This window comes from Pseudomonas sp. QD4, from assembly GCF_049199125.1.
GTDB lineage: Bacteria > Pseudomonadota > Gammaproteobacteria > Pseudomonadales > Pseudomonadaceae > Aquipseudomonas.
The window spans coordinates 68610-88585 of the sequence record NZ_JBLZOM010000006.1 but is presented as its reverse complement, the minus strand read 5'-3'; the positions used below and the strand labels follow the sequence as shown (position 1 = coordinate 88585).

Here is a 19976-nt window from a genome sequence, read left to right as displayed (position 1 = left end):
AACAGCAGCTTTCGGCAGACGCTTAGGCTGAATTATCGGTGATAAAGATCAAGAAGTTTGATCAGCGGGCAACAGCGTCGAGGTTCGCGTCGAACGGATACGGTTGCTTCCAGCGCTCGAAAATCGCCCGCAGGCGGCCGCTCTTGACCAATTCTTCCATGCGCCGATCGAACATCTCACTCAAGGCACGGCCCCGCTCGCTGTTGGCGAACCCCAGGTACAACGGCAGTTCGGCCAGGTGCGAACGTTTGAACAGCGACGGGTCCTTGGCCTGACTAAGGACGTAATCGACCTCGGTCAGGGCATCGATGTAGTAGTCGGCGCGGCTGTAGCTGAGCATGGGCAGGATGCCGATACGGCGGCGAATCTCGTTGAAACGCTGCACATTCGGCAAGTACTCCTGGTATTTGTAGCCACGGACCCAGACCAGCCGATAGCTGCCCAGGGTCGCCAGGGTCGGTTCCGGATTGGAGGCCAGCCCCAAGGCATAGATGTGATCGGTGTCGTAATGCCAGCGGGGGTAGATCACCCCCGGCGCCTCGCCTTTGTAGGAGCCGACCTGGGCGTCCACCTCGGCCCGCTGCACCAGCCCCACCGAGCGCATGTAGGGCACGCTGTGGATCTCCAGCTTGACCCCTTCGGCCTGGAACACCTCCCGCAGGATATCCCAGGCCATGCCCCGGCCATCGGCTTCGGTGTAATCGTTCCACTCTTCGCTGGCCAGATGGATCTCGGTAAGAACCGGCGACGGCTCCACGGCCCGAACCCCGCAGGTCCAGAGACAGAGTAAAACCACCAGCCAGCGGCTAGAAGCCATGCCTTAATCCCTCAAGTGAAGCACCACACCAGTCCTTGCATCGCCAGCCAGGCGAAGACCCCAGCCAACACGTCATCGAGCATGATGCCGACGCCGCCGTGCACATGCCGGTCGATCCAGCGAATCGGCCAGGGCTTGAGGATGTCAAAGAAGCGGAACATCAGGAACCCCGCCAGCAGCCAGTACCACCCTTCGGGTACCAGCCACAGGGTGATCCACATGCCGACCATTTCGTCCCAGACGATGCCTTCGTGGTCGTGTACCCGCAGATCGTCGGCCACTTTGCCACACAGCCAGAAGCCGAACAGCATGGTGATGCCGAGCATCAGCCAGTAGCCCCAGTCCGGCAGCATCTGCCACAACGGGATAAACGGTAGCGCAACCAGCGAGCCCCAGGTGCCGGGAGCCTTGGGCAAGGTTCCCGAACCAAAGCCGAAAGCCAGGAAGTGCCAAGGATTGCGCCATACCGATGGCGGCACGAACTCGGCCGGAACCTGCTTGGGATGATCTGTCACGGTGTCTCCCGAAAATGTTGATAACCCCGGACGCCCGGGGTGATGTCTTGGCCGGCGGCATCCAGCAGGGTCACGCCCTGCCCGGCCACGACCCGGCCGACCACGTGCACCGGCCAGCCGTCCGCCAGCAACGGCGGCAGCTCGGCAGGGGGCAGAGTGAACGCCAGCACATAATCGTCACCACCACTGAGGGCGGCAACCCGGGCGGCATTCTTACCGAGAAAGCCCAGCAATGCCCGGGACATCGGCAGCTTTTCACTTTCGATCAGCAAGCCGACAGCTGAAGCCAGGGCGATGTGCCCGCAATCGGCCAACAGCCCATCGGAAATATCCAACGCCGCGCTGGCCTTGCCCCGCAATGCCTGGCCCAGGGCCAGCTGCGGTTGCGGCGACCAGTAGTGAGCCAGCAACGGCTCGGCGATGGCCGGTTCGGCGCTGCGCTGGCCCAGCACCAGGGGCAAAGCCCCGGCGGCATTCCCCAACTCGCCGCCGACGCACAGCAGATCGCCGGGTTGCGCGCCGCTGCGAGTCAGGGCCTGGCCGACCGGCACGCGGCCGAAGACGGTCAGGGTCAGTGCCAGCGGACCACGGGTGGTGTCGCCGCCCACCAACTGCACCCCACAGCTCTGCGCCATGGCATTCAAGCCACGGGCATAGCGTTGCAGCCAATCGGCTTCGACCGTCGGCAGTGTCAGGGCAAGGGTAAATGCGAGGGGACTGGCGCCCATGGCTGCCAGGTCGCTGACTGCCACCGCCAGCGAACGCTGGCCGAGCAGAAAGGGATCACAGGGGTCGGCAAAATGCACGCCGGCCACCAGGGTATCGGTGGACACTGCCAACTGCTCGCCAAACGGCACGGCCAGCAAGGCGCAGTCGTCGCCGATCCCCAGTGCAACGCCCTCGCCGCCCTGCGCACAAGGCGCGGCAGCGAAGAAGTTACGGATCAGCTCAAACTCGCCCATGGCAGCTGCAAGCGCGAATCAGCGCTTGAACGCCTTCACTTCAGCTTCACGCAAGCGTGGGGCCAGTTTGTCGAGTACGCCGTTGACGAACTTGTGGCCGTCGGTGGAACCGAAAACCTTGGCCAGCTCGATACCTTCGTTGATCACAACGCGGTATGGCACGTCGACGCGCTTGAGCAGTTCCCAGGTGGAGAGGCGCAGGACCGCCAGCTCGACCGGGTCCAACTCGTCGATGGTGATGTCCAGGCAAGGCACGAGAGCGCTGTCGATCTCACCCTTGTGGGCTGGAACTCCGTGAAGGATCTCGCGGAAGTAGGCACCGTCGATGTCGGTGAAATCGTTGTCGACCCGAAACTGCGCTTCGATCTCGTTCAGCGAGTGCTTGGCCATGTGCCATTGGTACAGCGCCTGAGTCGCGAGCTGACGGGCTTCGCGGCGCTTGGCGCTCTTGGATGGCTTGCCAGCGTCCGCAGGCTTGGGATCGCGCGGGTTGAAACGATCGCTTTCGTCGCTAATCACTTGGCCTCCAACTGCGCCAGCAGGCTGACCATTTCCAGGGCGGACAGGGCAGCTTCAGCACCTTTGTTGCCGGCTTTGGTGCCGGAACGCTCGATGGCTTGTTCGATGGAGTCAACGGTCAGCACGCCGAACGCAACCGGTACGCCGAACTCCATGGACACCTGGGCCAGGCCCTTGGTGCATTCGCCAGCCACGTATTCGAAGTGCGGGGTGCCGCCACGAATGACCGCGCCCAGGGCGATGATTGCCGCGTATTCGCTTTGCTGCGCGACTTTCTGCGCAACCAGCGGAATCTCGAAGGCGCCAGGTGCGCGGATGATGGTGATGTCGCTTTCGCTCACACCGTGGCGAACCAGGGCGTCAACGGCACCGCTGACCAGGCTTTCAACGACGAAGCTGTTGAAGCGGCCGACCACTAGGGCGTAGCGGCCTTTAGGGGCGATGAAGGTACCTTCGATGGTCTTCAGGGTCATTCGACAAATCTCTTAAAGAGCCAGAGCGCGCTCGGTGCGCGCCCTTCAGTGATATTTGAACCGCGAATTTCAAGCCGGAAACGACCAGCCTTTATTCGGAGGGCACGTATTCTACAACTTCCAGGTCGAAACCGGATATCGCATTAAACTTCATGGGTGCACTCATCAGGCGCATTTTGCGTACGCCCAGGTCCCGCAGGATCTGCGAACCGGCACCAACGATGCTGTAGGTGGTCGGTTTTTTCGCCGGGATGTGCTCGGCGGTTTCGCGGATGTGCGCCAGCAGCACGTCGCCATCCAGCGGGTGACCCAGCAGCAGCACGACGCCGCTGCCGGCCTCGGCCACCGTGGCCATGGCCGCGCGCAGGCTCCAGCGGCCGGGCTGCTTGACCATCAGCAGGTCGCGCAGCGGGTCCATGTTGTGCACCCGGACCAGGGTCGGTTGTTCGGCGCAGATCTCGCCCAGGGTCAGTGCCATGTGCACGTCGCCTTCCACTGAATCACGATAGGTCACCAGGTTGAACTGGCCCAGTTCGCTGTCCAGCGGCTGCTCGGCAATCCGCTGAACGGTACGTTCGTGGATCATCCGGTAGTGAATCAGGTCGGCGATGGTGCCGATCTTGATGTTGTGCTCGGCGGCGAAGGCTTCCAGCTCGGTGCGACGGGACATGGTGCCGTCGTCATTCATCACTTCGCAGATCACCCCGCTTGGCTCGAAACCGGCCATGCGCGCCAAGTCGCAGGCGGCTTCGGTGTGGCCGGCGCGAGCCAGGGTGCCGCCCGGCTGGGCCATCAGCGGGAAGATGTGGCCGGGGCTGACGATGTCTTCAGCCTTGGCATCCTTGGCGGCAGCGGCCTGCACGGTACGCGCGCGGTCGGCGGCGGAGATGCCGGTGGTCACGCCTTCGGTGGCCTCGATGGAAACGGTGAACTTGGTGCCGAACCCGGAGCCGTTGCGCGGCGCCATCAACGGCAGCTTGAGCAGTTCGCAGCGCTCGCGGCTCATGGGCATGCAGATCAGGCCACGGGCGTGCTTGGCCATGAAGTTGATGTGTTCGGCCTTGCAGCACTCGGCAGCCATGATCAGGTCGCCTTCGTTCTCGCGGTCTTCGTCATCCATGAGGATGACCATCTTGCCTTGGCGGATGTCTTCAACCAGTTCTTCGATGCTGTTGAGCGCCACGCGGCACCCCCTTGGGTCAGGATTTGAGGTAGCCGTTGGCGGCCAGAAAGCTTTCGGTAATGTTGCCCTGGCCTTGAGCAAGGCTCGACTCCGCGGCCTTGTCGCCCAGCAGCAGACGCTCCAGGTAACGGGCCAGCAGGTCGACTTCCAGGTTCACCCGACGCCCAGGCTGGTACGAAGCCATGATGGTCTCGCTCAGGGTGTGGGGGATGATCGTCAGCAGGAACTCGGCGCCGTCCACGGCGTTCACGGTCAGGCTGGTGCCGTCGACGGTGATCGAGCCCTTGTGCGCGATGTACTTGGCCAGCTCCTTGGGAGCGCGGATGCGAAACTCCACGGCCCGGGCGTTTTCAGTGCGGGCAACCACTTCGCCGACACCGTCGACGTGGCCGCTGACCAGATGTCCGCCGAGACGGGTGGTCGGGGTCAGGGCTTTTTCCAGGTTGACCGGGCTGCCGGTCTTGAGGTCGTTCATGGCGGTGCAGTCGAGGGTTTCGCGACTGACATCGGCCAGGAACCCATTGCCGGGCAATTCCACGGCGGTCAGGCAGACGCCGTTCACCGCGATGCTGTCGCCCAGTTTGACGTCGGCCAGGTCAAGCTTGCCGGTTTCTACGTAGACCCGCACATCTCCGCCTTTTGGGGTCAATGCACGGATGCTGCCGATGGATTCGATGATGCCTGTAAACATGGAGTCCTCCTCGAGAACGGGTCCGCCGCTCGGCGAAAGCCGGCGATTATACGCTCGTCGCCGGCCGAGGAATGGCAGTGACTCGCCAGTCATCGCCGACAGCGCGCATGTCAATGATCTGCAGCAAAGGCGCCTCGCTCATCTGCGCCAGGGGCCAGTCGAGCAGCGGCCGGGCCGTGGAGCCGAGAAACTTGCCGGCGACGAAGATCTGGTACTCATCCACCAGGCCCTGCTGGGCAAAGGCGCCGGCCAGGCTCGGGCCGGCTTCCACCAGCACCTCGTTGACGCCGCGGGCGGCCAGCTGGCGCAGCAACTGGTGCAGGTCGACCTGGCCGTCAACGCCGGGCACGATCAGGCATTCCGGACCGTTGGCGTACTGTTCTTCCACGGCGACACAGGTGGCGACCAGCGCCGGGCCGGCCTTGAAGAACGGCGCATCCAGCGGCACCCGCAGGCGGCCATCGATCAATACCCGCAGCGGTGGGCGGCTCATGGCCAGGGCCGTCTGCTCCGGGTCCAGCCCCAGTTCGGCGGCGCGCACGGTCAGCCGCGCGCCGTCGGCCAGCACGGTGTCGGCGCCGGTCAGGACCACGCTGGCCTGGGCCCGCAAACGCTGGACCGCGGAACGCGCCGCCGGGCCGGTGATCCACTGGCTCTCGCCACTGGCCATGGCGGTACGCCCGTCCAGGCTCATGGCCAGCTTGACCCGCACAAACGGCAAACCCTGTTCCATGCGTTTCAGAAAGCCCTGGTTGAGGGCCCGCGCCTCGCCTTCCAGCACACCGCTGGCAATGGCGATGCCGGCCTGGGCCAGGCGCTGCATGCCGCGCCCGGCCACTTCCGGGTTGGGGTCCTGCATCGCCGCGACCGCCCGCGCCACGCCGGCACCGACCAGGGCATCGGCGCACGGCGGGGTACGGCCGTAATGGCTGCAGGGTTCGAGGGTGACGTAGGCCGTGGCCCCCCGGGCGTTGACGCCGGCGGCGCGCAAGGCATGCACTTCGGCATGGGGCTCGCCGGCCCGCTCGTGCCAGCCTTCACCGACGATCTGCCCGTCACGCACGATGACGCAACCGACACGGGGGTTGGGGTGGGTGCTGTAGTGGCCTTTGCGGGCCAGTTCCAGAGCGCGCGCCATGTAATGGGCGTCGAGTACGGCCTGCTCGGAGGAGGTGTTCATTCCTTGACCGGCTCGCGGGCCAGGCGGTCGATTTCTTCGCGGAACTCGTTGAGGTCCTGGAAACGTCGGTAGACCGAAGCGAAACGGATATAGGCGACTTCATCGAGCTTCTGCAACTCGGCCATCACCAGTTCACCCACCACCAGCGACTTGACCTCGCGCTCGCCCGTGGCCCGCAGCTTGTGCTTGATGTGCACCAGCGCGGCTTCGAGGCGTTCGACACTGACCGGACGTTTTTCCAGGGCGCGCTGCATTCCGGCGCGCAGTTTTTCTTCGTCGAACGGCTGGCGGCTGCCATCGGTCTTGATCAGGCGCGGCAACACCAGTTCGGCGGTTTCGAAGGTGGTGAAACGCTCACCACAGGCCAGGCATTCACGCCGGCGGCGGACCTGCTCGCCTTCGGCGACCAGTCGCGAGTCGATGACCTTGGTGTCGTTGGCACCGCAGAAGGGACAGTGCATGGTGGCAGGCAACAAAAAATGGGAGGGCCATGGTAGCGCATCCCACTGGCAAGACAAGCCATAGCCTTTACGGTATACAGACCGACTATTATGTTTCGCACATGGAATTTCGCCCTGTTGGAGCTTCACATGCCGCTACGACCGCTCGTTTTGCTCAGCCTTTTCAGCCTGCTGGTCGCCTGCAGCAGCGATACCCCAAAGCCCGCGGCCCCCGCCCCCAGCTCGCAGCAAACGGTAAAAAAAGCCCAGGAAGCCACCGACCTCGGCCCTTTGCCGGCCTATCAGCGTGAACTGAGCGGCACCCTGGATGGGGTGCCGGCCGGCGCGGAAGTCGAACTGGCGCTGCTGGTGATCGACGAGCGCGGGCGGCCGCAGCGCCTGCTGGCCAACAGCAATCTGATCGGCACCGGCAAGATCCTGCCGTTTCGCCTGCGTTTCAACCCGGAAGCCTTCCCCGCCGGTGCGCGGGTCGAGTTGCGTGGCCGCGCCAGCCAATCCGGGCAACTGATCCTGCACCTGCCGGCGCAACGGGTCGAGCAGGCCACCACCCAGGCCCTGGGCCAGCTGCAGTTCGTCAAAGCACCATGACCCCACCGCTCGACCTGCAACAGGCCCTGAGCGAGCTGCTCGGCGATGCGCAACTGGTGGCCTGCGGGCTGCCGCAGACCGAGCTGCGACTCTGGCTGATCGACGCCGACAACATGGACCGCGCCTTCACCCCGGAAGAAACCCGCCGCATTCTCCACGAGCCGCCGTACTGGAGCTTCTGCTGGGCCAGCGGCCTGGCCCTGGCGCGCTACCTGGCCGAGCACCCGCAGTGGGTGCGAGGCAAGCGGGTCCTGGACTTTGGCGCCGGCTCGGGAGTCGCGGGGATTGCCGCCGCCAAGGCTGGCGCGCTGGAAGTGGTGGCCTGCGACCTCGACCCGCTGGCCATCGCCGCCTGCCAGGCCAATGCCGAGCTCAATGACGTGCAACTGAGCTACTCCACGGATTTTTTTGCCGAGGCCGATCGTTTCGACCTGATCCTGGTGGCCGACGTGCTCTATGACCGGGCCAACCTGCCGCTGCTGGACCAGTTCCTCAGCCGTGGCCGCCAGGCGCTGGTGGCCGACTCGCGGGTCAAGGATTTCCAGCATCCGCTCTATCAGCGCCTGGGCATGCTGCATGCCCTGACCCTGCCGGACCTGGCCGAACCCTGGGAGTTTCGCGATGTGAGCCTGTATCACGCAAAGCGCCCCGGCGAGCCGTAGCGGCTGACGCTTCCGGCTACCCCCCGGCACCCTTTATAGTTGCCCCATTCCCGCTTTTCGAGATTCCCCATGAGCCAGGACACGCCGTACATCTTCGACGCCAGCACTGCCGACTTCGACCAGTCGGTGATCGAAAACTCGTTCCACAAGCCGGTGCTGGTGGATTTCTGGGCCGAATGGTGCGCGCCCTGCAAGGCGCTGATGCCCATGCTGCAGCAAATTGCCGAGAGCTATCAGGGCGAACTGCTGCTGGCCAAGGTCAATTGCGATATCGAGCCGGACATCGTCGCCCGCTTCGGCATTCGCAGCCTGCCGACCGTGGTGCTGTTCAAGGACGGCCAGCCGGTCGACGGCTTTGCTGGCGCACAACCTGAGTCCGCGGTCCGCGCCATGCTCGAACCCCATGTGCAGATGCCGCCACCGGCCGCCGCCGACCCGCTGGAGCAGGCCGAGGCGCTGTTTGCCGAAGGCCGGATCGCCGATGCCGAAGCCGTCCTCACGGCCCTGCTTGGTGAAGACAACAGCAACGCCAAGGCGCTGATTCTCTATGCCCGCTGCCTGGCCGAGCGCGGCGAACTGGACGAAGCCCAGACCGTGCTCGACGCGGTCAAAAGCGATGAGCACAAAGCCGCGCTGGCCGGGGCCAAGGCCCAGATCACCTTCCTCAAGCAAGCCGCTGATCTGCCGGACGCCGCCGACCTCAAGGCGCGCCTGGCGCAAAACCCGCAGGACGATGAGGCCATCTACCAACTGGCGATCCAGCAACTGGCACGCCAGCAGTACGACGCCGCGCTGGACGCCCTGCTCAAGCTGTTTATCCGTAACCGCAGCTACAACGAAGGTCTGCCGCACAAGACCTTGCTGCAAGTGTTCGAACTGCTGGGCAACGATCACCCGCTGGTGACCACCTACCGCCGCAAGCTGTTCGCCGCCCTCTACTGAGCCTGCTGCACCCAGCTGTAGAGCGGCGTATCGGCGCCGCTCACCACCTTGACCTCGGCGCAATGGCGCAGGCGCACCAACAGGCGCTTGCCCGCCGCGGCGCTGCCGGTCAGGCCTTCGAGTTGCTCCAGCAGGTCCGGGCCACTGAGCTGGCCGGCCTTGCGCAGCAGATCCTTGGCGATCAGCCACAGCGCGTCATCCTGATTCACCGGCTTGGCCGGCGTGGCTGCGGTTTCAGGCTTGCTCGCCTGCAACTGCGCGCCCAGCTGCGCCCAGTCGCCGGCGTCCAGCTCCAGGGTCAAATCCACCGGCCAGTCGCCGATGCTTCCACGAATTCGCAACATTGCTCTGCTCCGGAATATTTCTGACGAGCATGCTCCCACGCGTCTTGCGCAACGCCAAGCAGGCGGGCAAACTCTGCGGCCAATCGTTATAAGATTACATAACATTTATTTCATCTTCGCCCGGAGTCTTGCCATGCGCCGTCTGCTTCTCGCCTTGCCGTTCGCCCTGTTGCCGCTGGCCATCGCCCAGGCCGCCGAGGTCCATGACCACGACCATGAACACGAGCACGGCAGCCTCGGAGCCCATGAACATGGGGTCGGGCGACTGAATGCCGCCCTTGACGGCAAGACCCTGGAGCTGGAGCTGGAAAGCCCGGCGATGAATCTGGTGGGCTTCGAACATGTGGCCAGCAGCGACGCCGACAAGGCCAAGGTCGCCGCCGCCCGCGCCCAGCTGGAACAGCCGCTGGTGCTGTTCAGCCTGCCCAAGGCCGCCGGCTGCGTCGTGGCCAAGCAGGAGCTGGAAAGCCCGCTGTTCGGCGACAAGCCGGATGCCGATGACCACGACGAAGATGAAGACCACGACGAAGACGCCAAGGACGCCGATGGTCACGAGCACCACCACGAGCACAGCGAGATCCACGCCCATTACCAGTTCACCTGTGCCAAGCCCGAAGCCTTGAAAAATCTTGATTTGACTCAGGTGTTCAAGACCTTCCCCGCCACCCTGAAAATTCAGGTACAACTCATCTCGCCCGCGGGCCAGCAAGGTGTCGAAGCCACTGCCAAGGCCGCCAGCCTGAAGTTCTGACGGTTGCCGCCGCTGCCGCGCAGGTCGTCACCTGCGGCGGCGGCCATGCACCATTACTCATTTTCTTGACCGGCCCACCATGACCCAAGCACTTATCGAACTGTCCGACCTGAGCTTCAGTTGGCCCGGGCATCCGCAGTTGCTGGACATCCCGGCGTTTCGCCTGGAAGCCGGCGCAACCCTGTTCCTCAAGGGCCCCAGCGGCAGCGGCAAGACCACCCTGCTCGGCCTGCTGGGCGGCGTGCAGAAACCCGACCACGGCAGCATCCGCTTGCTGGGCCAGGAACTGACCGAACTCTCGGCCGGCGCCCGCGACCGTTTTCGGGTCGATCACACCGGCTACATCTTCCAGCAGTTCAACCTGCTGCCGTTCCTCTCGGTACGGGAAAACGTCGAGCTGCCCTGCCACTTTTCCAAACTGCGCGCCAGCCGCGCCGCACAGCGCCATGGCAGTGTCGACCAGGCTGCCGCCACCCTGCTGGCGCACCTGGGCCTGAAGGACCCGGAGTTGCTCAATCGCCGCGCCGACTCGCTGTCCATCGGCCAGCAGCAACGGGTGGCCGCGGCGCGCGCGCTGATCGGTCAGCCGGAGCTGGTGATCGCCGATGAGCCGACTTCGGCCCTCGACTACGATGCCCGCGAAGCCTTTATCCGCCTGCTGTTCGCCGAATGCCGCGAAGCCGGGGCCAGCCTGCTGTTTGTCAGCCATGACCAGAGCCTGGCCCCCCTGTTCGATCGCAACCTGTCGCTGGCCGAACTCAATCGCGCCGCCACGCCCGCAGAGGTCTGAGATGTATTTGTTCCGTCTAGCCATGGCCAGCCTGGCTAACCGCCGCTTTACCGCGATCCTCACCGCCTTCGCCATCGCCCTCTCGGTGTGCCTGCTGCTGGCGGTGGAGCGGGTGCGCACCGAAGCCCGTAGCAGTTTTGCCAGCACCATCAGCGGCACCGACCTGATCGTCGGCGCCCGCTCCGGCTCGGTGAACCTGTTGCTGTATTCGGTGTTCCGCATCGGCAACGCCACCAACAACATCCGCTGGGACAGCTTCGAGCACTTCGCCAACAGCCCGAAAGTGAAGTGGGCAATCCCGATTTCCCTGGGCGACTCCCACCGCGGCTATCGGGTGATGGGCACCACCGAGGCCTACTTCGAGCATTACCAGTACGGGCATCAGCAGCGGTTGCAACTGGCCAGCGGCCGCGCCTTCGCCAGCGACCCGTTCGAAGTGGTGCTGGGGGCTGAAGTCGCCGACGCCCTGCATTACAAACTGGGGGACAAACTGGTGCTGGCCCACGGTGTGGCGGCCATCAGCCTGGTCAAGCACGACGACAAGCCGTTCAGCGTGGTCGGCATCCTCAAGCGCACCGGCACCCCGGTGGACCGCACGCTGCACATCAGCCTGGGTGGCATGGAAGCGATTCACATCGACTGGCACAACGGCGTGCCGGCCCAGGGCGCGGGGCGCATCAGCGCCGACCAGGCCCGCAACATGGACCTCACGCCGCAAGCCATCACCGCCTTTATGCTCGGGCTCAACAGCAAGATCGCGACCTTTGCCGTGCAGCGCGAGATCAATGAATTTCGCGGCGAGCCGATGCTGGCGATCCTCCCCGGCGTGGCGCTGCAAGAGCTGTGGAGCCTGATGGGCACCGCTGAAAAAGCACTGTTCGTGGTCTCGCTGTTTGTGGTCCTGACCGGCTTGATCGGCATGCTTACCGCGATTCTCACCAGCCTCAACGAGCGCCGGCGGGAGATGGCGATCCTGCGTTCGGTGGGCGCCCGCCCTTGGCATATCGCCACCTTGCTGGTGCTGGAGGCCTTCGCCCTGGCGCTGTTCGGGGTGCTCGCCGGGCTCGGCCTGCTGTACCTGTGCATTGCCGTGGCCCAGGGCTACGTGCAGTCGACCTACGGCCTGTACCTGCCGCTGGCCTGGCCCAGCGAGTATGAGTGGACGCTGCTCGGGGGTATCCTGATCGCCGCGCTGCTGATGGGCAGCGTGCCGGCCTGGCGTGCCTACCGGCAGTCCCTGGCCGATGGCCTGTCCATTCGTTTATGAGGAATCGATTCATGCCCCGCGCCTTGCTTGCGCTGTTGCTGCTGGTGGCCATGCCCCTGTGGGCAGCGGCGCCCAGAGAACTGACCTGGTCGGAGATGATCCCGCCGGACGCGCCAGCGGAAGTACCGAACATGCAGCCGCTGCATGACCTGTCGCAAATGAGCGATGCCCTGGCTGCCGAGTCCGCTCCGGCAGCCAAACAGGACATGCCCAACGCGCCGGTGGTCAACAGCCTCGACGGCCAGTCGATCCGCCTGCCGGGTTATATCGTGCCGCTGGAAGTCAGCGAGGAAGGGCGCACCACCGAGTTTTTGCTGGTGCCCTACTTCGGCGCCTGCATCCACGTGCCGCCGCCACCGTCGAACCAGATCGTGCATGTCAAAAGCGAGGTCGGGGTCAAGCTCGAAGAGCTGTACCAGCCTTACTGGATCGAAGGTGCCATGCAGGTCAAGGCCTCCACCAGCGAGCTGGCAGACGCCGGGTATCAGATGGATGCACAGAAGATCTACGTCTACGAATTGCCCGAGTGAGGCATCCGCACGAACAACCGGACACAGAGTAAGGGCAAACAGAATAGTTCATGGCTTTGGCCTGCCATGACGATTTCATTGAGCTGAGTCAACGCCTGGGCGCGGACGATCTTTACCATTGGACACAGCCAACTTGAACCGTCCTTTGGAGCCCTCCATGCACAAGTCCTTGCTCAGCGCCTCCCTGATTGCGCTCGCACTCGCCGCCCCCGCTGCCCACGCCCACGAAGCGGGCGAAATTCTGGTCCGCGCCGGTGCCATCACCGTCAACCCGAAAGCCGACAGCGGCAACGTCAGGGTCGATCGCGGTTCGCTGGCAGGTACCAACCTGAACGGCAAGGCGACCATGAGCAGCGACACCCAGCTGGGCTTGAACTTTGCCTACATGATCACCAACAACATTGGTATCGAGCTGCTGGCCGCCACGCCGTTCGAACACGATGTGAAACTCAAGAACACCGACCTGGGCCCAGCCAATGGCAAGCTCGGTACCCTCAAGCACCTGCCGCCGACCCTGAGCGTGGTCTACTACCCGCTGGACTCCAAGTCGGTGTTCCAGCCCTATGTCGGCGCCGGTATCAACTACACCTGGATCTACGACGAGCACGTCGGCAGCCGCGCCAGCGAAGCCGGTTTCGACAACTTCCGCGCCAAGAACTCCTGGGGCCTGGCCTGGCAGGTGGGTGCGGACTACATGCTGACCGACAAGCTGATGGTCAACGCCCAAGTGCGTTACATCGACATCAACACCACCGCTTATGTCGACAACGTCGCCGTGGGTTCGGGCACTCGGGCCAAGGTCAATGTCGACGTGGACCCGATGGTCTACATGGTCGGCCTGGGCTACAAGTTCTAAGCCCGACAGACAAAAAAGGCGCCTCTCGGGGCGCCTTTTTCATGCCTGGAATAAACCTCAATGCCCCAGAAGTCGCGCCAGGCCAACGCTCATCGGCGTCTGCTCGGCCAGGGTGAAGCGCTCCAGCAGACGCTGGTTGTTGGCCCGGGAATGGCGGATATCGCCCGAGCGCGGCGGGCCATAGCTGATCGGCGGCAACTGACCCAGCACCTGCTCCAGGGCTTCAAGCATCTGCTTGAGGGTCATCGACTGATTCAGGCCGACGTTGACCGCCCCGACTTCCAGCTGCGGCGCTTCGATGGCTTGCACCAGCAGGCTCACCAGGTCTTCGACATACATGAAGTCGCGGGTCTGCTCGCCGTCGCCGAACACGGTGATCGGCAGGCCCTGCTGCGCGCGCGCGCAGAAAATGCTGATCACCCCGGAGTAAGGCGAAGACGGATCCTGGCGTGGGCCGAAGATGTTGAAGAAGCGGAAGATCGCCGGCTCCAGCCCATGTTGGCGCCGGTAGAAATCCAGGTAGTACTCGCTGGCCAGCTTGTCCGAAGCGTAGGGCGTCAACGGTGCCTTGGGCGTGTCTTCGTCGATCGAATGGCCTTCGCCATTGTTGCCGTAGATGGCCGCGCTGGAAGCGAACAGCACGCGCTTGACTCCGGCCTCGCGCATCGCTTCGCAGACGTTCAAGGTGCCGATGAAGTTGCTCTGGTGGGTGCGCACCGGGTCGTCCACCGAAGCTTGTACCGAGGCCACGGCCGCCAGATGGGCCACGGCCTGGCAACCGACCATGGCCCGGGCCACCAGGGCCGCATCGGCGACATCGCCTTCGAGCAATTCCAGGCGCGGGTTATCCAGTGCCAGGTTGCTGCGCTTGCCGGTCGACAGATTATCGAGGATACGCACCGCGTACCCCTTGGCGAGCAGCGCATCGCTCAGGTGCGAGCCGATAAAACCGGCGCCGCCGGTGATCAGTACAGGGCGATCATCAGCCATGTCGGTAATACCTATCCAGTAATGCCGGGAGCCCGGCGCGCCAGGCGCGGGGCTTGATCCCGAAGGTGTGCAGAATTTTCTTGCAGGCCAGCACCGCGTGCTGCGGCTCGTCGGCGGCGTCCGGCCGCGCGGCGTGGGCCTGGGCGGTGGGCGACTCGATGGCCAGGGGGTGTTGCTGGCGGGCTTCGGTGAGCACCGCCTGGCCCAGGGCCAATGTGGTGGTCGCCTCGTGGCCGGCGTAGTGATAAGTGCCCCACAGCGGCGCGGCGCAATCGAGCTGCTTGAGCACCGAGATAATCACCCGTGCCGCATCGTCCACCGGCGTCGGATTGCCGCGCCGGTCATCAGCCATAAACAGTTCTTCAGCGGTTTCGGCGCAGGCCAGGAAGCGCCCGAGGGTGCCATCGGCGCTGTCGTCGAGCAGCCAGCCAAAACGCAGCAGCACATGCTGCGGGCAGGTGGCGCGTACGCTTTGCTCGATCCGCCACAACGCCTGGCCGCGCAGCCCCAGAGGGACGGGTTCGTCTTTTTCGCTGTAGGCGGTGGCCCGCGAACCGTCGAAGACCCGGTAGCTGGAAGGCTGCACAAGAATGATGTTGTGATGCTGGCACAGCTCGGACAGCCGCTCGACAGCACGCTCCTGGCCGGCCAGGCGTGCCTCGGGCACGGCCTCCGCCTGAAACCAGTCGAAGTAGTACGCAAGGTTGATCAAGGCATCCGGGCGGGTGTCGTCGAGCAGTTGCGTGAGGCTCGCGGCATCCCAGCCGTCTTGCGGCGGACGGGGGGCGAGGAAGCCGATGTCTTCCTCCGCACCCAGGCGAATCAGCGCCTGCCCAAGGGCATTTCCGCCGCCCAGTAACATAAGGCGCATTCGCATAGAGTCAGCAGGCCCAGTCTGTTCGGAACGATGGTTTGAGTCGGCCAAACCCGCGGGTTCAGCCATCGAGAATTGCCGGAATCGTTGCATTTTGCGGGTTTGTGGCGCAACCGTCACGGATAAAGTAAACACGCGCCAAGCCGTTGGCACCTTACCCGAAAAAATCACCCTTGTAGCCGCAGCCATGCCCGGTGTGACGCCCAGGCCGCCCGGCGGGCCTTGCAAGTGACTTGAGACGACCGCATAACTCAGTCCATGAATCTTCCCCACTCCGCGGACAACGCCCTGACCGGCTTCCACCCCGCCGTCAGCGCCTGGTTCAACGCCACCTTCCCCGCGGTCACCGCCGCGCAGGCTAAAGCCTGGCCGTTGATTCGCCAGCGCCAGTCGACCCTGATCGCCGCGCCCACCGGCTCCGGCAAAACCCTGACCGCGTTTCTCGCGGTGCTCGACGACCTGGTCTGGCGTGGCCTGGAACAAGGCGGCGAGCTGCCGGACGCGACCCTGGTGGTGTACGTCTCGCCGCTCAAGGCGCTGAGTAACGATATCCAGATCAACCTGCAGAACCCCCTGGCCGGCATCACCGAGCAATTGCGCGCCATGGGCCTGCCCGAGCTGCGCATCAGCACCGCCGTGCGCACCGGCGACACCCCGCAGAAAGAACGCAGCGCCATGCGCAAGCATGCGCCGCACATCCTGGTCACCACCCCGGAGTCGCTGTACGTGCTGCTGGGTTCCGACTCCGGGCGGCGAATGCTCGCCAGCACGCGCACGGTGATCGTCGATGAAATCCATGCCATCGCCGCAGGCAAGCGCGGCAGCCACCTGGCCCTGAGCCTGGAGCGCCTGCAAGCGTTGTGCGCCGAACCGCTGATGCGCATCGGCCTGTCGGCCACGCAAAAGCCGATCGACGCCGTATCGCGCTTCCTGGTCGGCACCCAGCGGCCCTGCGCCATTGTCGATATCGGCCATGCGCGCCCCCGGGACCTGGGCATCGAGGTGCCGCCGGTGCCGCTGTCGGCGGTGATGGCCAACGATGTCTGGGAGCTGGTGTATGAGCGCCTGGCCCAACTGGCGCGGGAACACCGCACCACGCTGATTTTCGTCAATACCCGGCGCCTGGCCGAACGCCTGGCGCGGCATTTGAGCGAGCGCCTGGGCAAGCAGGCGGTAGCGGCGCACCACGGCAGCCTGGCCAAGGAGCAGCGCCTGGATGCCGAACAGCGGCTCAAGCGCGGCGAATTGCAGGTACTGATCGCCACCGCCTCCCTGGAACTGGGGATCGATATCGGCGAGGTCGACCTGGTGTGCCAGATCGGCTCGCCGCGCTCCATCTCCGCGTTCCTGCAACGGGTCGGGCGCTCCGGGCACCAGGTCGGCGGCACTCCCAAAGGCCGGCTGTTCGCCCTGTCCCGCGACGACTTGATCGAATGCACGGCCCTGCTCGACTGTGTGCGCCGCGGCGAACTGGACACCCTGCACATCCCCGTGGCGCCGCTGGATGTGCTGGCGCAGCAGATCATTGCCGAAGTCAGTTGCCAGGAATGGCAGGAGCAGGCGCTGTTGCAGATGATTCGCCGGGCCACGCCCTATGCCGCCCTCGACGAGGCGCATTACCAGGCCCTGCTGAAAATGCTCGCCGAAGGCTACAACGGGAGCCAGGGCATCCGCAGCGCCTACCTGCATCGCGACGCCGTGGGCGGCGCCTTGCGCGGGCGCCGGGGCAGCAGGCTGACGGCGGTGACCAGCGGCGGGACCATCCCCGACAACGCCGACTACAGCGTGCTGCTCGAACCCCAGGCGCTGAACATCGGCAGCGTCAACGAAGACTTCGCGGTCGAGAGCATCGCCGGCGATGTGTTCCAGCTGGGCAATACCTCGTACCGCATCCTGCGGGTCGAACCGGGCCGGGTGCGGGTCGAGGATGCCCAGGGCCAGCCGCCGACTATCCCTTTCTGGCTGGGCGAGGCGCCCGGGCGCAGTGCCGAGCTGTCCCAGGCCGTGGCGCGCCTGCTGGGGCAACTCGACGCATTGCTGGCCGCCAGCCCCGGCAATGTGCAACCGAGCCTCGACTGGCTGACCGAACACCTTGGCCTGAACCTCGCCAGCGCCGAGCAACTGGTGGAATACCTGGCCCGGGCGCGGCTGGCCCTCGGCGCGTTGCCGTCCCAGGACACCCTGGTCATGGAGCGCTTTTTCGATGAGTCCGGCGGCACCCAACTGATTATCCATACGCCCTACGGCAGTCGGATCAACCGCGCCTGGGGCCTGGCCCTGCGCAAGCGCTTCTGCCGCACCTTCAACTTCGAATTGCAGGCGGCGGCCAGCGAGGACGCGATCGTGCTGTCGCTGTCCACCAGCCACAGCTTCGAGCTGGACGAGGTGTGGCGTTACCTGCACAGCAACAGCGCCGAGCACATCCTGATCCAGGCGGTGCTCGATGCACCGCTGTTCGGGGTGCGCTGGCGCTGGAACGCCGGGGTGGCCATGGCGTTGCCGCGTTTTACCGGCGGACGCAAAGTGGCGCCGCAGATCCAGCGCATGAAAAGCGAAGACCTGATCGCCAGCGTCTTTCCCGACCAGATCGCCTGCCTGGAGAACCTCGCCGGCGAACGGGAAATCCCCGACCACCCGCTGGTGGAGCAGACCCTCGACGATTGCCTGCACGAAGCCATGGACAGCGAAGGCTGGCTGGCGCTGCTGCGGCGCATCGAGCAGGGTCAGGTGCGCCTGATCAGCCGCGACCTGCCGGCGCCCTCGCCCCTGGCCGCAGAAATTCTCAACGCCAAGCCCTACACCTTTCTCGACGATGCGCCGCTTGAAGAGCGCCGGACCCAGGCCGTGCTCAACCGGCGCTGGAGCGACCCGCAAGCCAGCGACGACCTCGGCGCCCTGGACCCCGAAGCGATCCAGAGCGTGCGCGACGAGGCCTGGCCGCTGCCGGCCAATGCCGATGAAATGCACGAAGCGCTGATGAGCCTGGGCACGATCAGCGCCGGCGAAGCCCTGGCCCAACCGCAGTGGCCGCAGTGGTTGCAGGAGCTGGCCGAGCATGGCCGCGCCAGTTGCCTGCCGATCGGCCAGGGCCACGCCCTGTGGGTCGCCCGGGAACGCCTGGTGTGCCTGCAAGCGCTGTACCCCGAGGCCCGCGCGCAGCCGGCGCTGGCCCCGCTGCCGGGTTTTGACCAGCCCTGGGACGCCGACGCGGCACGGGTGGAAATCCTCCGCGCGCGCCTCGGTGGCTTTGGCCCGCTGACCCTGGAGCAGATCGCCGCGCCCCTGCAAGCGCCGCCCTCGACCATCGCCCAGGCCCTGGCCCAACTGGAAAGCGAGGGCTATGTGCTGCGCGGGCATTTCAGCCCCGGCACCGAGGAGGCGCAATGGTGCGAACGGCACCTGCTGGCGCGTATCCATCGCTACACGGTCAAGCGCCTGCGCCGGGAAATCGAGCCGGTGGCGTTGCAGGATTTCATGCGCTTTCTATTCGACTGGCAGCACCTGTCTGCCGGCACCCGGGGCCAGGGCAGCGCCATGCTGGCGCAAGTGGTCGGCCAGCTGGAAGGCTACCCGGCAGCGGCTTCGGCCTGGGACAGCGACCTGTTGCCGGCGCGGCTCAAGGATTATTCCGCCACCTGGCTCGATGAGCTGTGCCGCAGCGGCAAGCTGGTGTGGAGCCGCCTCAGTGCCCAGCACAGCCTCAGCAGCAGCGCGCTGCGCAGCACGCCGGTGGTCCTGCTGCCACGGGCCCAGGTGCCGCTCTGGAGTTCACTCACAGCACCGCCCGAAAGCCATGAATTGTCACCCAAGGCGCAAAAGGTGCACGCCGCCCTGAGCCAGCACGGGGCACTGTTTTTCGACGAACTGGTGCACGAGGCCCATCTGCTGCGCAGCGAACTGGAGATTGCCCTGCAGGAGCTGGTGGGAGCCGGCCTGGTCAATGCCGACAGCTTTGCCGGGCTGCGGGCGCTGATCACCCCGGCCAGCAAACGCCAGGCCCGCAGCAGCCGACGTGGCCGTGGCGCGTTTGTCGGCGGCATGGACGATGCCGGGCGCTGGGCGCTGCTGCGACGGGCGCCCGCCGACCCGGCGCCCCTGTCCAACCGTCCCGCCGCCACTGCACCGGCCACTCTGGAGCACGTAGCGATGACCCTGCTGCGCCGCTACGGCGTGGTGTTCTGGCGCTTGCTGGAGCGTGAAGCCGACTGGTTGCCAAGCTGGCGCGAACTGCTGCGCACCTTTCATCGCCTGGAAGCCCGGGGCGAGATTCGCGGCGGCCGTTTTGTCAGCGGCCTTGCCGGTGAGCAATTCGCACTGCCCGAAGCCATCCCGCTGCTGCGCGAAGTGCGGCGCCGGCCCCACGACGGCAGCCTGGTCGCAGTGTGCGGGGTCGATCCGCTGAACCTCGTCGGCACCTTGTTGCCCGGCAGCAAGGTGCCGGCGCTGGCCGGCAACCGCCTGGTGTACCGCGACGGTGTGCCGGCGGCGGCGCACATTGCCGGCAAACCTCACTTCTGGCTGGAGCTGGACGAACACGCCACCCTGTTGCTGCGCACCGCCCTCACCCGCCACTGAGCACCA

21 protein-coding genes are annotated in these 19976 nt (G+C 65.3%); 9 read left to right on the top strand and 12 right to left on the bottom strand.

From position 1 onward, the window contains the following. Positions 1-61: 61 nt before the first annotated feature. From ACOZJV_RS27825 to nrdR, 9 genes are all read right to left on the bottom strand, one after another. Positions 62-817: a substrate-binding periplasmic protein gene (locus ACOZJV_RS27825; RefSeq protein ID WP_421548947.1), complete on the bottom strand. Its 756-nt coding sequence runs from the start codon at positions 815-817 to the stop codon at positions 62-64. Positions 818-828: 11 nt separating this feature from the next. Next, positions 829-1332: a phosphatidylglycerophosphatase A gene (locus tag ACOZJV_RS27820; RefSeq protein ID WP_078471602.1), complete on the bottom strand. Its 504-nt coding sequence runs from the start codon at positions 1330-1332 to the stop codon at positions 829-831. After that, positions 1329-2294 carry a thiamine-phosphate kinase gene (gene thiL / locus ACOZJV_RS27815; protein WP_421548946.1) on the bottom strand — a complete coding sequence of 322 codons (966 nt, stop codon included), beginning with the start codon at positions 2292-2294 and terminating at the stop codon, positions 1329-1331. Before thiL ends, ACOZJV_RS27820 begins: the two co-directional genes overlap by 4 nt. 18 nt (positions 2295-2312) lie before the next feature. Beyond that, entirely contained in the window at positions 2313-2813 is a 501-nt protein-coding gene (nusB, locus tag ACOZJV_RS27810) for a transcription antitermination factor NusB (protein ID WP_020295216.1), read from the bottom strand. After that, positions 2810-3286, bottom strand: coding sequence for a 6,7-dimethyl-8-ribityllumazine synthase (gene ribE / locus ACOZJV_RS27805; protein ID WP_028944446.1), 477 nt, complete (start codon positions 3284-3286; stop codon positions 2810-2812). The genes nusB and ribE overlap by 4 nt, the downstream gene beginning before the upstream one ends. Positions 3287-3377: 91 nt before the next feature. Next, positions 3378-4469 (bottom strand): bifunctional 3,4-dihydroxy-2-butanone-4-phosphate synthase/GTP cyclohydrolase II, encoded by a 1092-nt coding sequence (ribBA, locus tag ACOZJV_RS27800; RefSeq protein WP_020295214.1) that lies wholly within the window; start codon positions 4467-4469, stop codon positions 3378-3380. Between the two features lie 16 nt (positions 4470-4485). Continuing rightward, a complete protein-coding gene (locus tag ACOZJV_RS27795; protein ID WP_020295213.1) occupies positions 4486-5160 on the bottom strand; it encodes a riboflavin synthase in 675 nt (224 codons plus the stop codon). A 46-nt stretch (positions 5161-5206) separates the two neighbouring features. Further along, complete coding sequence (gene ribD, locus ACOZJV_RS27790) at positions 5207-6340, bottom strand: bifunctional diaminohydroxyphosphoribosylaminopyrimidine deaminase/5-amino-6-(5-phosphoribosylamino)uracil reductase RibD (protein WP_421548945.1); 1134 nt, start codon at positions 6338-6340, stop codon at positions 5207-5209. Further along, positions 6337-6801, bottom strand: coding sequence for a transcriptional regulator NrdR (gene nrdR / locus ACOZJV_RS27785; RefSeq protein WP_013694316.1), 465 nt, complete (start codon positions 6799-6801; stop codon positions 6337-6339). Before nrdR ends, ribD begins: the two co-directional genes overlap by 4 nt. Before the next feature lie 129 nt (positions 6802-6930). Here nrdR and ACOZJV_RS27780 point away from each other — a divergent pair, with 129 nt between their 5' ends. The 3 genes from ACOZJV_RS27780 (at position 6931) to trxA (ending at position 8993) form a co-directional block, all read left to right on the top strand. Further along, positions 6931-7389: a hypothetical protein gene (locus ACOZJV_RS27780; protein ID WP_421548944.1), complete on the top strand. Its 459-nt coding sequence runs from the start codon at positions 6931-6933 to the stop codon at positions 7387-7389. Then, the gene (locus ACOZJV_RS27775; RefSeq protein WP_421548943.1) at positions 7386-8051 is read left to right on the top strand and encodes a class I SAM-dependent methyltransferase; all 666 of its coding nucleotides are present in this window, start codon (positions 7386-7388) and stop codon (positions 8049-8051) included. Before ACOZJV_RS27780 ends, ACOZJV_RS27775 begins: the two co-directional genes overlap by 4 nt. A 69-nt stretch (positions 8052-8120) precedes the next feature. Further along, positions 8121-8993, top strand: coding sequence for a thioredoxin (trxA, locus tag ACOZJV_RS27770; RefSeq protein ID WP_078471597.1), 873 nt, complete (start codon positions 8121-8123; stop codon positions 8991-8993). Here the strand turns inward: trxA and ACOZJV_RS27765 are convergent. Further along, positions 8987-9337: a hypothetical protein gene (locus ACOZJV_RS27765; RefSeq protein ID WP_078471596.1), complete on the bottom strand. Its 351-nt coding sequence runs from the start codon at positions 9335-9337 to the stop codon at positions 8987-8989. The two genes, trxA and ACOZJV_RS27765, sit on opposite strands and share 7 nt — an antisense overlap. A 133-nt stretch (positions 9338-9470) precedes the next feature. On the opposite strand from ACOZJV_RS27765, the gene ACOZJV_RS27760 reads away from it, so the two are divergent. The 5 genes from ACOZJV_RS27760 to ACOZJV_RS27740 all read left to right on the top strand — a co-directional run bounded on the left by ACOZJV_RS27760 (position 9471) and on the right by ACOZJV_RS27740 (position 13531). Next, on the top strand, positions 9471-10088 hold the full coding sequence (locus ACOZJV_RS27760) for a DUF2796 domain-containing protein (RefSeq protein WP_201128216.1): 618 nt from the start codon (positions 9471-9473) through the stop codon (positions 10086-10088). Positions 10089-10167: 79 nt separating this feature from the next. Continuing rightward, positions 10168-10878: an ABC transporter ATP-binding protein gene (locus tag ACOZJV_RS27755; RefSeq protein ID WP_078471594.1), complete on the top strand. Its 711-nt coding sequence runs from the start codon at positions 10168-10170 to the stop codon at positions 10876-10878. Position 10879: 1 nt separating this feature from the next. Next, positions 10880-12145, top strand: coding sequence for an ABC transporter permease (locus ACOZJV_RS27750; protein ID WP_201128218.1), 1266 nt, complete (start codon positions 10880-10882; stop codon positions 12143-12145). An 11-nt stretch (positions 12146-12156) separates the two neighbouring features. After that, positions 12157-12675, top strand: a complete 519-nt coding sequence (locus tag ACOZJV_RS27745; RefSeq protein ID WP_078471592.1) for a DUF3299 domain-containing protein — start codon at positions 12157-12159, stop codon at positions 12673-12675. 157 nt (positions 12676-12832) lie between these two features. Beyond that, a complete protein-coding gene (locus tag ACOZJV_RS27740) occupies positions 12833-13531 on the top strand; it encodes an OmpW/AlkL family protein (RefSeq protein WP_078471591.1) in 699 nt (232 codons plus the stop codon). Between the two features lie 57 nt (positions 13532-13588). Here the strand turns inward: ACOZJV_RS27740 and ACOZJV_RS27735 are convergent, their stop codons facing one another. Then, complete coding sequence (locus ACOZJV_RS27735; protein ID WP_421548942.1) at positions 13589-14521, bottom strand: NAD-dependent epimerase/dehydratase family protein; 933 nt, start codon at positions 14519-14521, stop codon at positions 13589-13591. Continuing rightward, positions 14514-15398 (bottom strand): sugar nucleotide-binding protein, encoded by an 885-nt coding sequence (locus ACOZJV_RS27730; RefSeq protein ID WP_078471589.1) that lies wholly within the window; start codon positions 15396-15398, stop codon positions 14514-14516. Before ACOZJV_RS27730 ends, ACOZJV_RS27735 begins: the two co-directional genes overlap by 8 nt. Positions 15399-15653: 255 nt before the next feature. On the opposite strand from ACOZJV_RS27730, the gene ACOZJV_RS27725 reads away from it, so the two are divergent. Next, positions 15654-19970, top strand: a complete 4317-nt coding sequence (locus ACOZJV_RS27725) for a DEAD/DEAH box helicase (protein WP_421548941.1) — start codon at positions 15654-15656, stop codon at positions 19968-19970. Positions 19971-19976: the final 6 nt, after the last annotated feature.

Coding starts and splice junctions, on each gene's coding strand:
- ACOZJV_RS27735 (WP_421548942.1), bottom strand. CDS start 14,521: ATGGCTGATGATCGCCCTGTACTGATCACCGGCGGCGCCGGTTTTATC.
- trxA (WP_078471597.1), top strand. CDS start 8,121: ATGAGCCAGGACACGCCGTACATCTTCGACGCCAGCACTGCCGACTTC.
- ribE (WP_028944446.1), bottom strand. CDS start 3,286: ATGACCCTGAAGACCATCGAAGGTACCTTCATCGCCCCTAAAGGCCGC.
- ACOZJV_RS27745 (WP_078471592.1), top strand. CDS start 12,157: ATGCCCCGCGCCTTGCTTGCGCTGTTGCTGCTGGTGGCCATGCCCCTG.
- ACOZJV_RS27750 (WP_201128218.1), top strand. CDS start 10,880: ATGTATTTGTTCCGTCTAGCCATGGCCAGCCTGGCTAACCGCCGCTTT.
- ACOZJV_RS27760 (WP_201128216.1), top strand. CDS start 9,471: ATGCGCCGTCTGCTTCTCGCCTTGCCGTTCGCCCTGTTGCCGCTGGCC.
- ACOZJV_RS27775 (WP_421548943.1), top strand. CDS start 7,386: ATGACCCCACCGCTCGACCTGCAACAGGCCCTGAGCGAGCTGCTCGGC.
- ACOZJV_RS27730 (WP_078471589.1), bottom strand. CDS start 15,398: ATGCGAATGCGCCTTATGTTACTGGGCGGCGGAAATGCCCTTGGGCAG.
- thiL (WP_421548946.1), bottom strand. CDS start 2,294: ATGGGCGAGTTTGAGCTGATCCGTAACTTCTTCGCTGCCGCGCCTTGT.
- ACOZJV_RS27765 (WP_078471596.1), bottom strand. CDS start 9,337: ATGTTGCGAATTCGTGGAAGCATCGGCGACTGGCCGGTGGATTTGACC.
- ACOZJV_RS27725 (WP_421548941.1), top strand. CDS start 15,654: ATGAATCTTCCCCACTCCGCGGACAACGCCCTGACCGGCTTCCACCCC.
- ACOZJV_RS27795 (WP_020295213.1), bottom strand. CDS start 5,160: ATGTTTACAGGCATCATCGAATCCATCGGCAGCATCCGTGCATTGACC.
- ACOZJV_RS27780 (WP_421548944.1), top strand. CDS start 6,931: ATGCCGCTACGACCGCTCGTTTTGCTCAGCCTTTTCAGCCTGCTGGTC.
- nrdR (WP_013694316.1), bottom strand. CDS start 6,801: ATGCACTGTCCCTTCTGCGGTGCCAACGACACCAAGGTCATCGACTCG.
- ACOZJV_RS27825 (WP_421548947.1), bottom strand. CDS start 817: ATGGCTTCTAGCCGCTGGCTGGTGGTTTTACTCTGTCTCTGGACCTGC.
- ACOZJV_RS27755 (WP_078471594.1), top strand. CDS start 10,168: ATGACCCAAGCACTTATCGAACTGTCCGACCTGAGCTTCAGTTGGCCC.
- ACOZJV_RS27740 (WP_078471591.1), top strand. CDS start 12,833: ATGCACAAGTCCTTGCTCAGCGCCTCCCTGATTGCGCTCGCACTCGCC.
- ribD (WP_421548945.1), bottom strand. CDS start 6,340: ATGAACACCTCCTCCGAGCAGGCCGTACTCGACGCCCATTACATGGCG.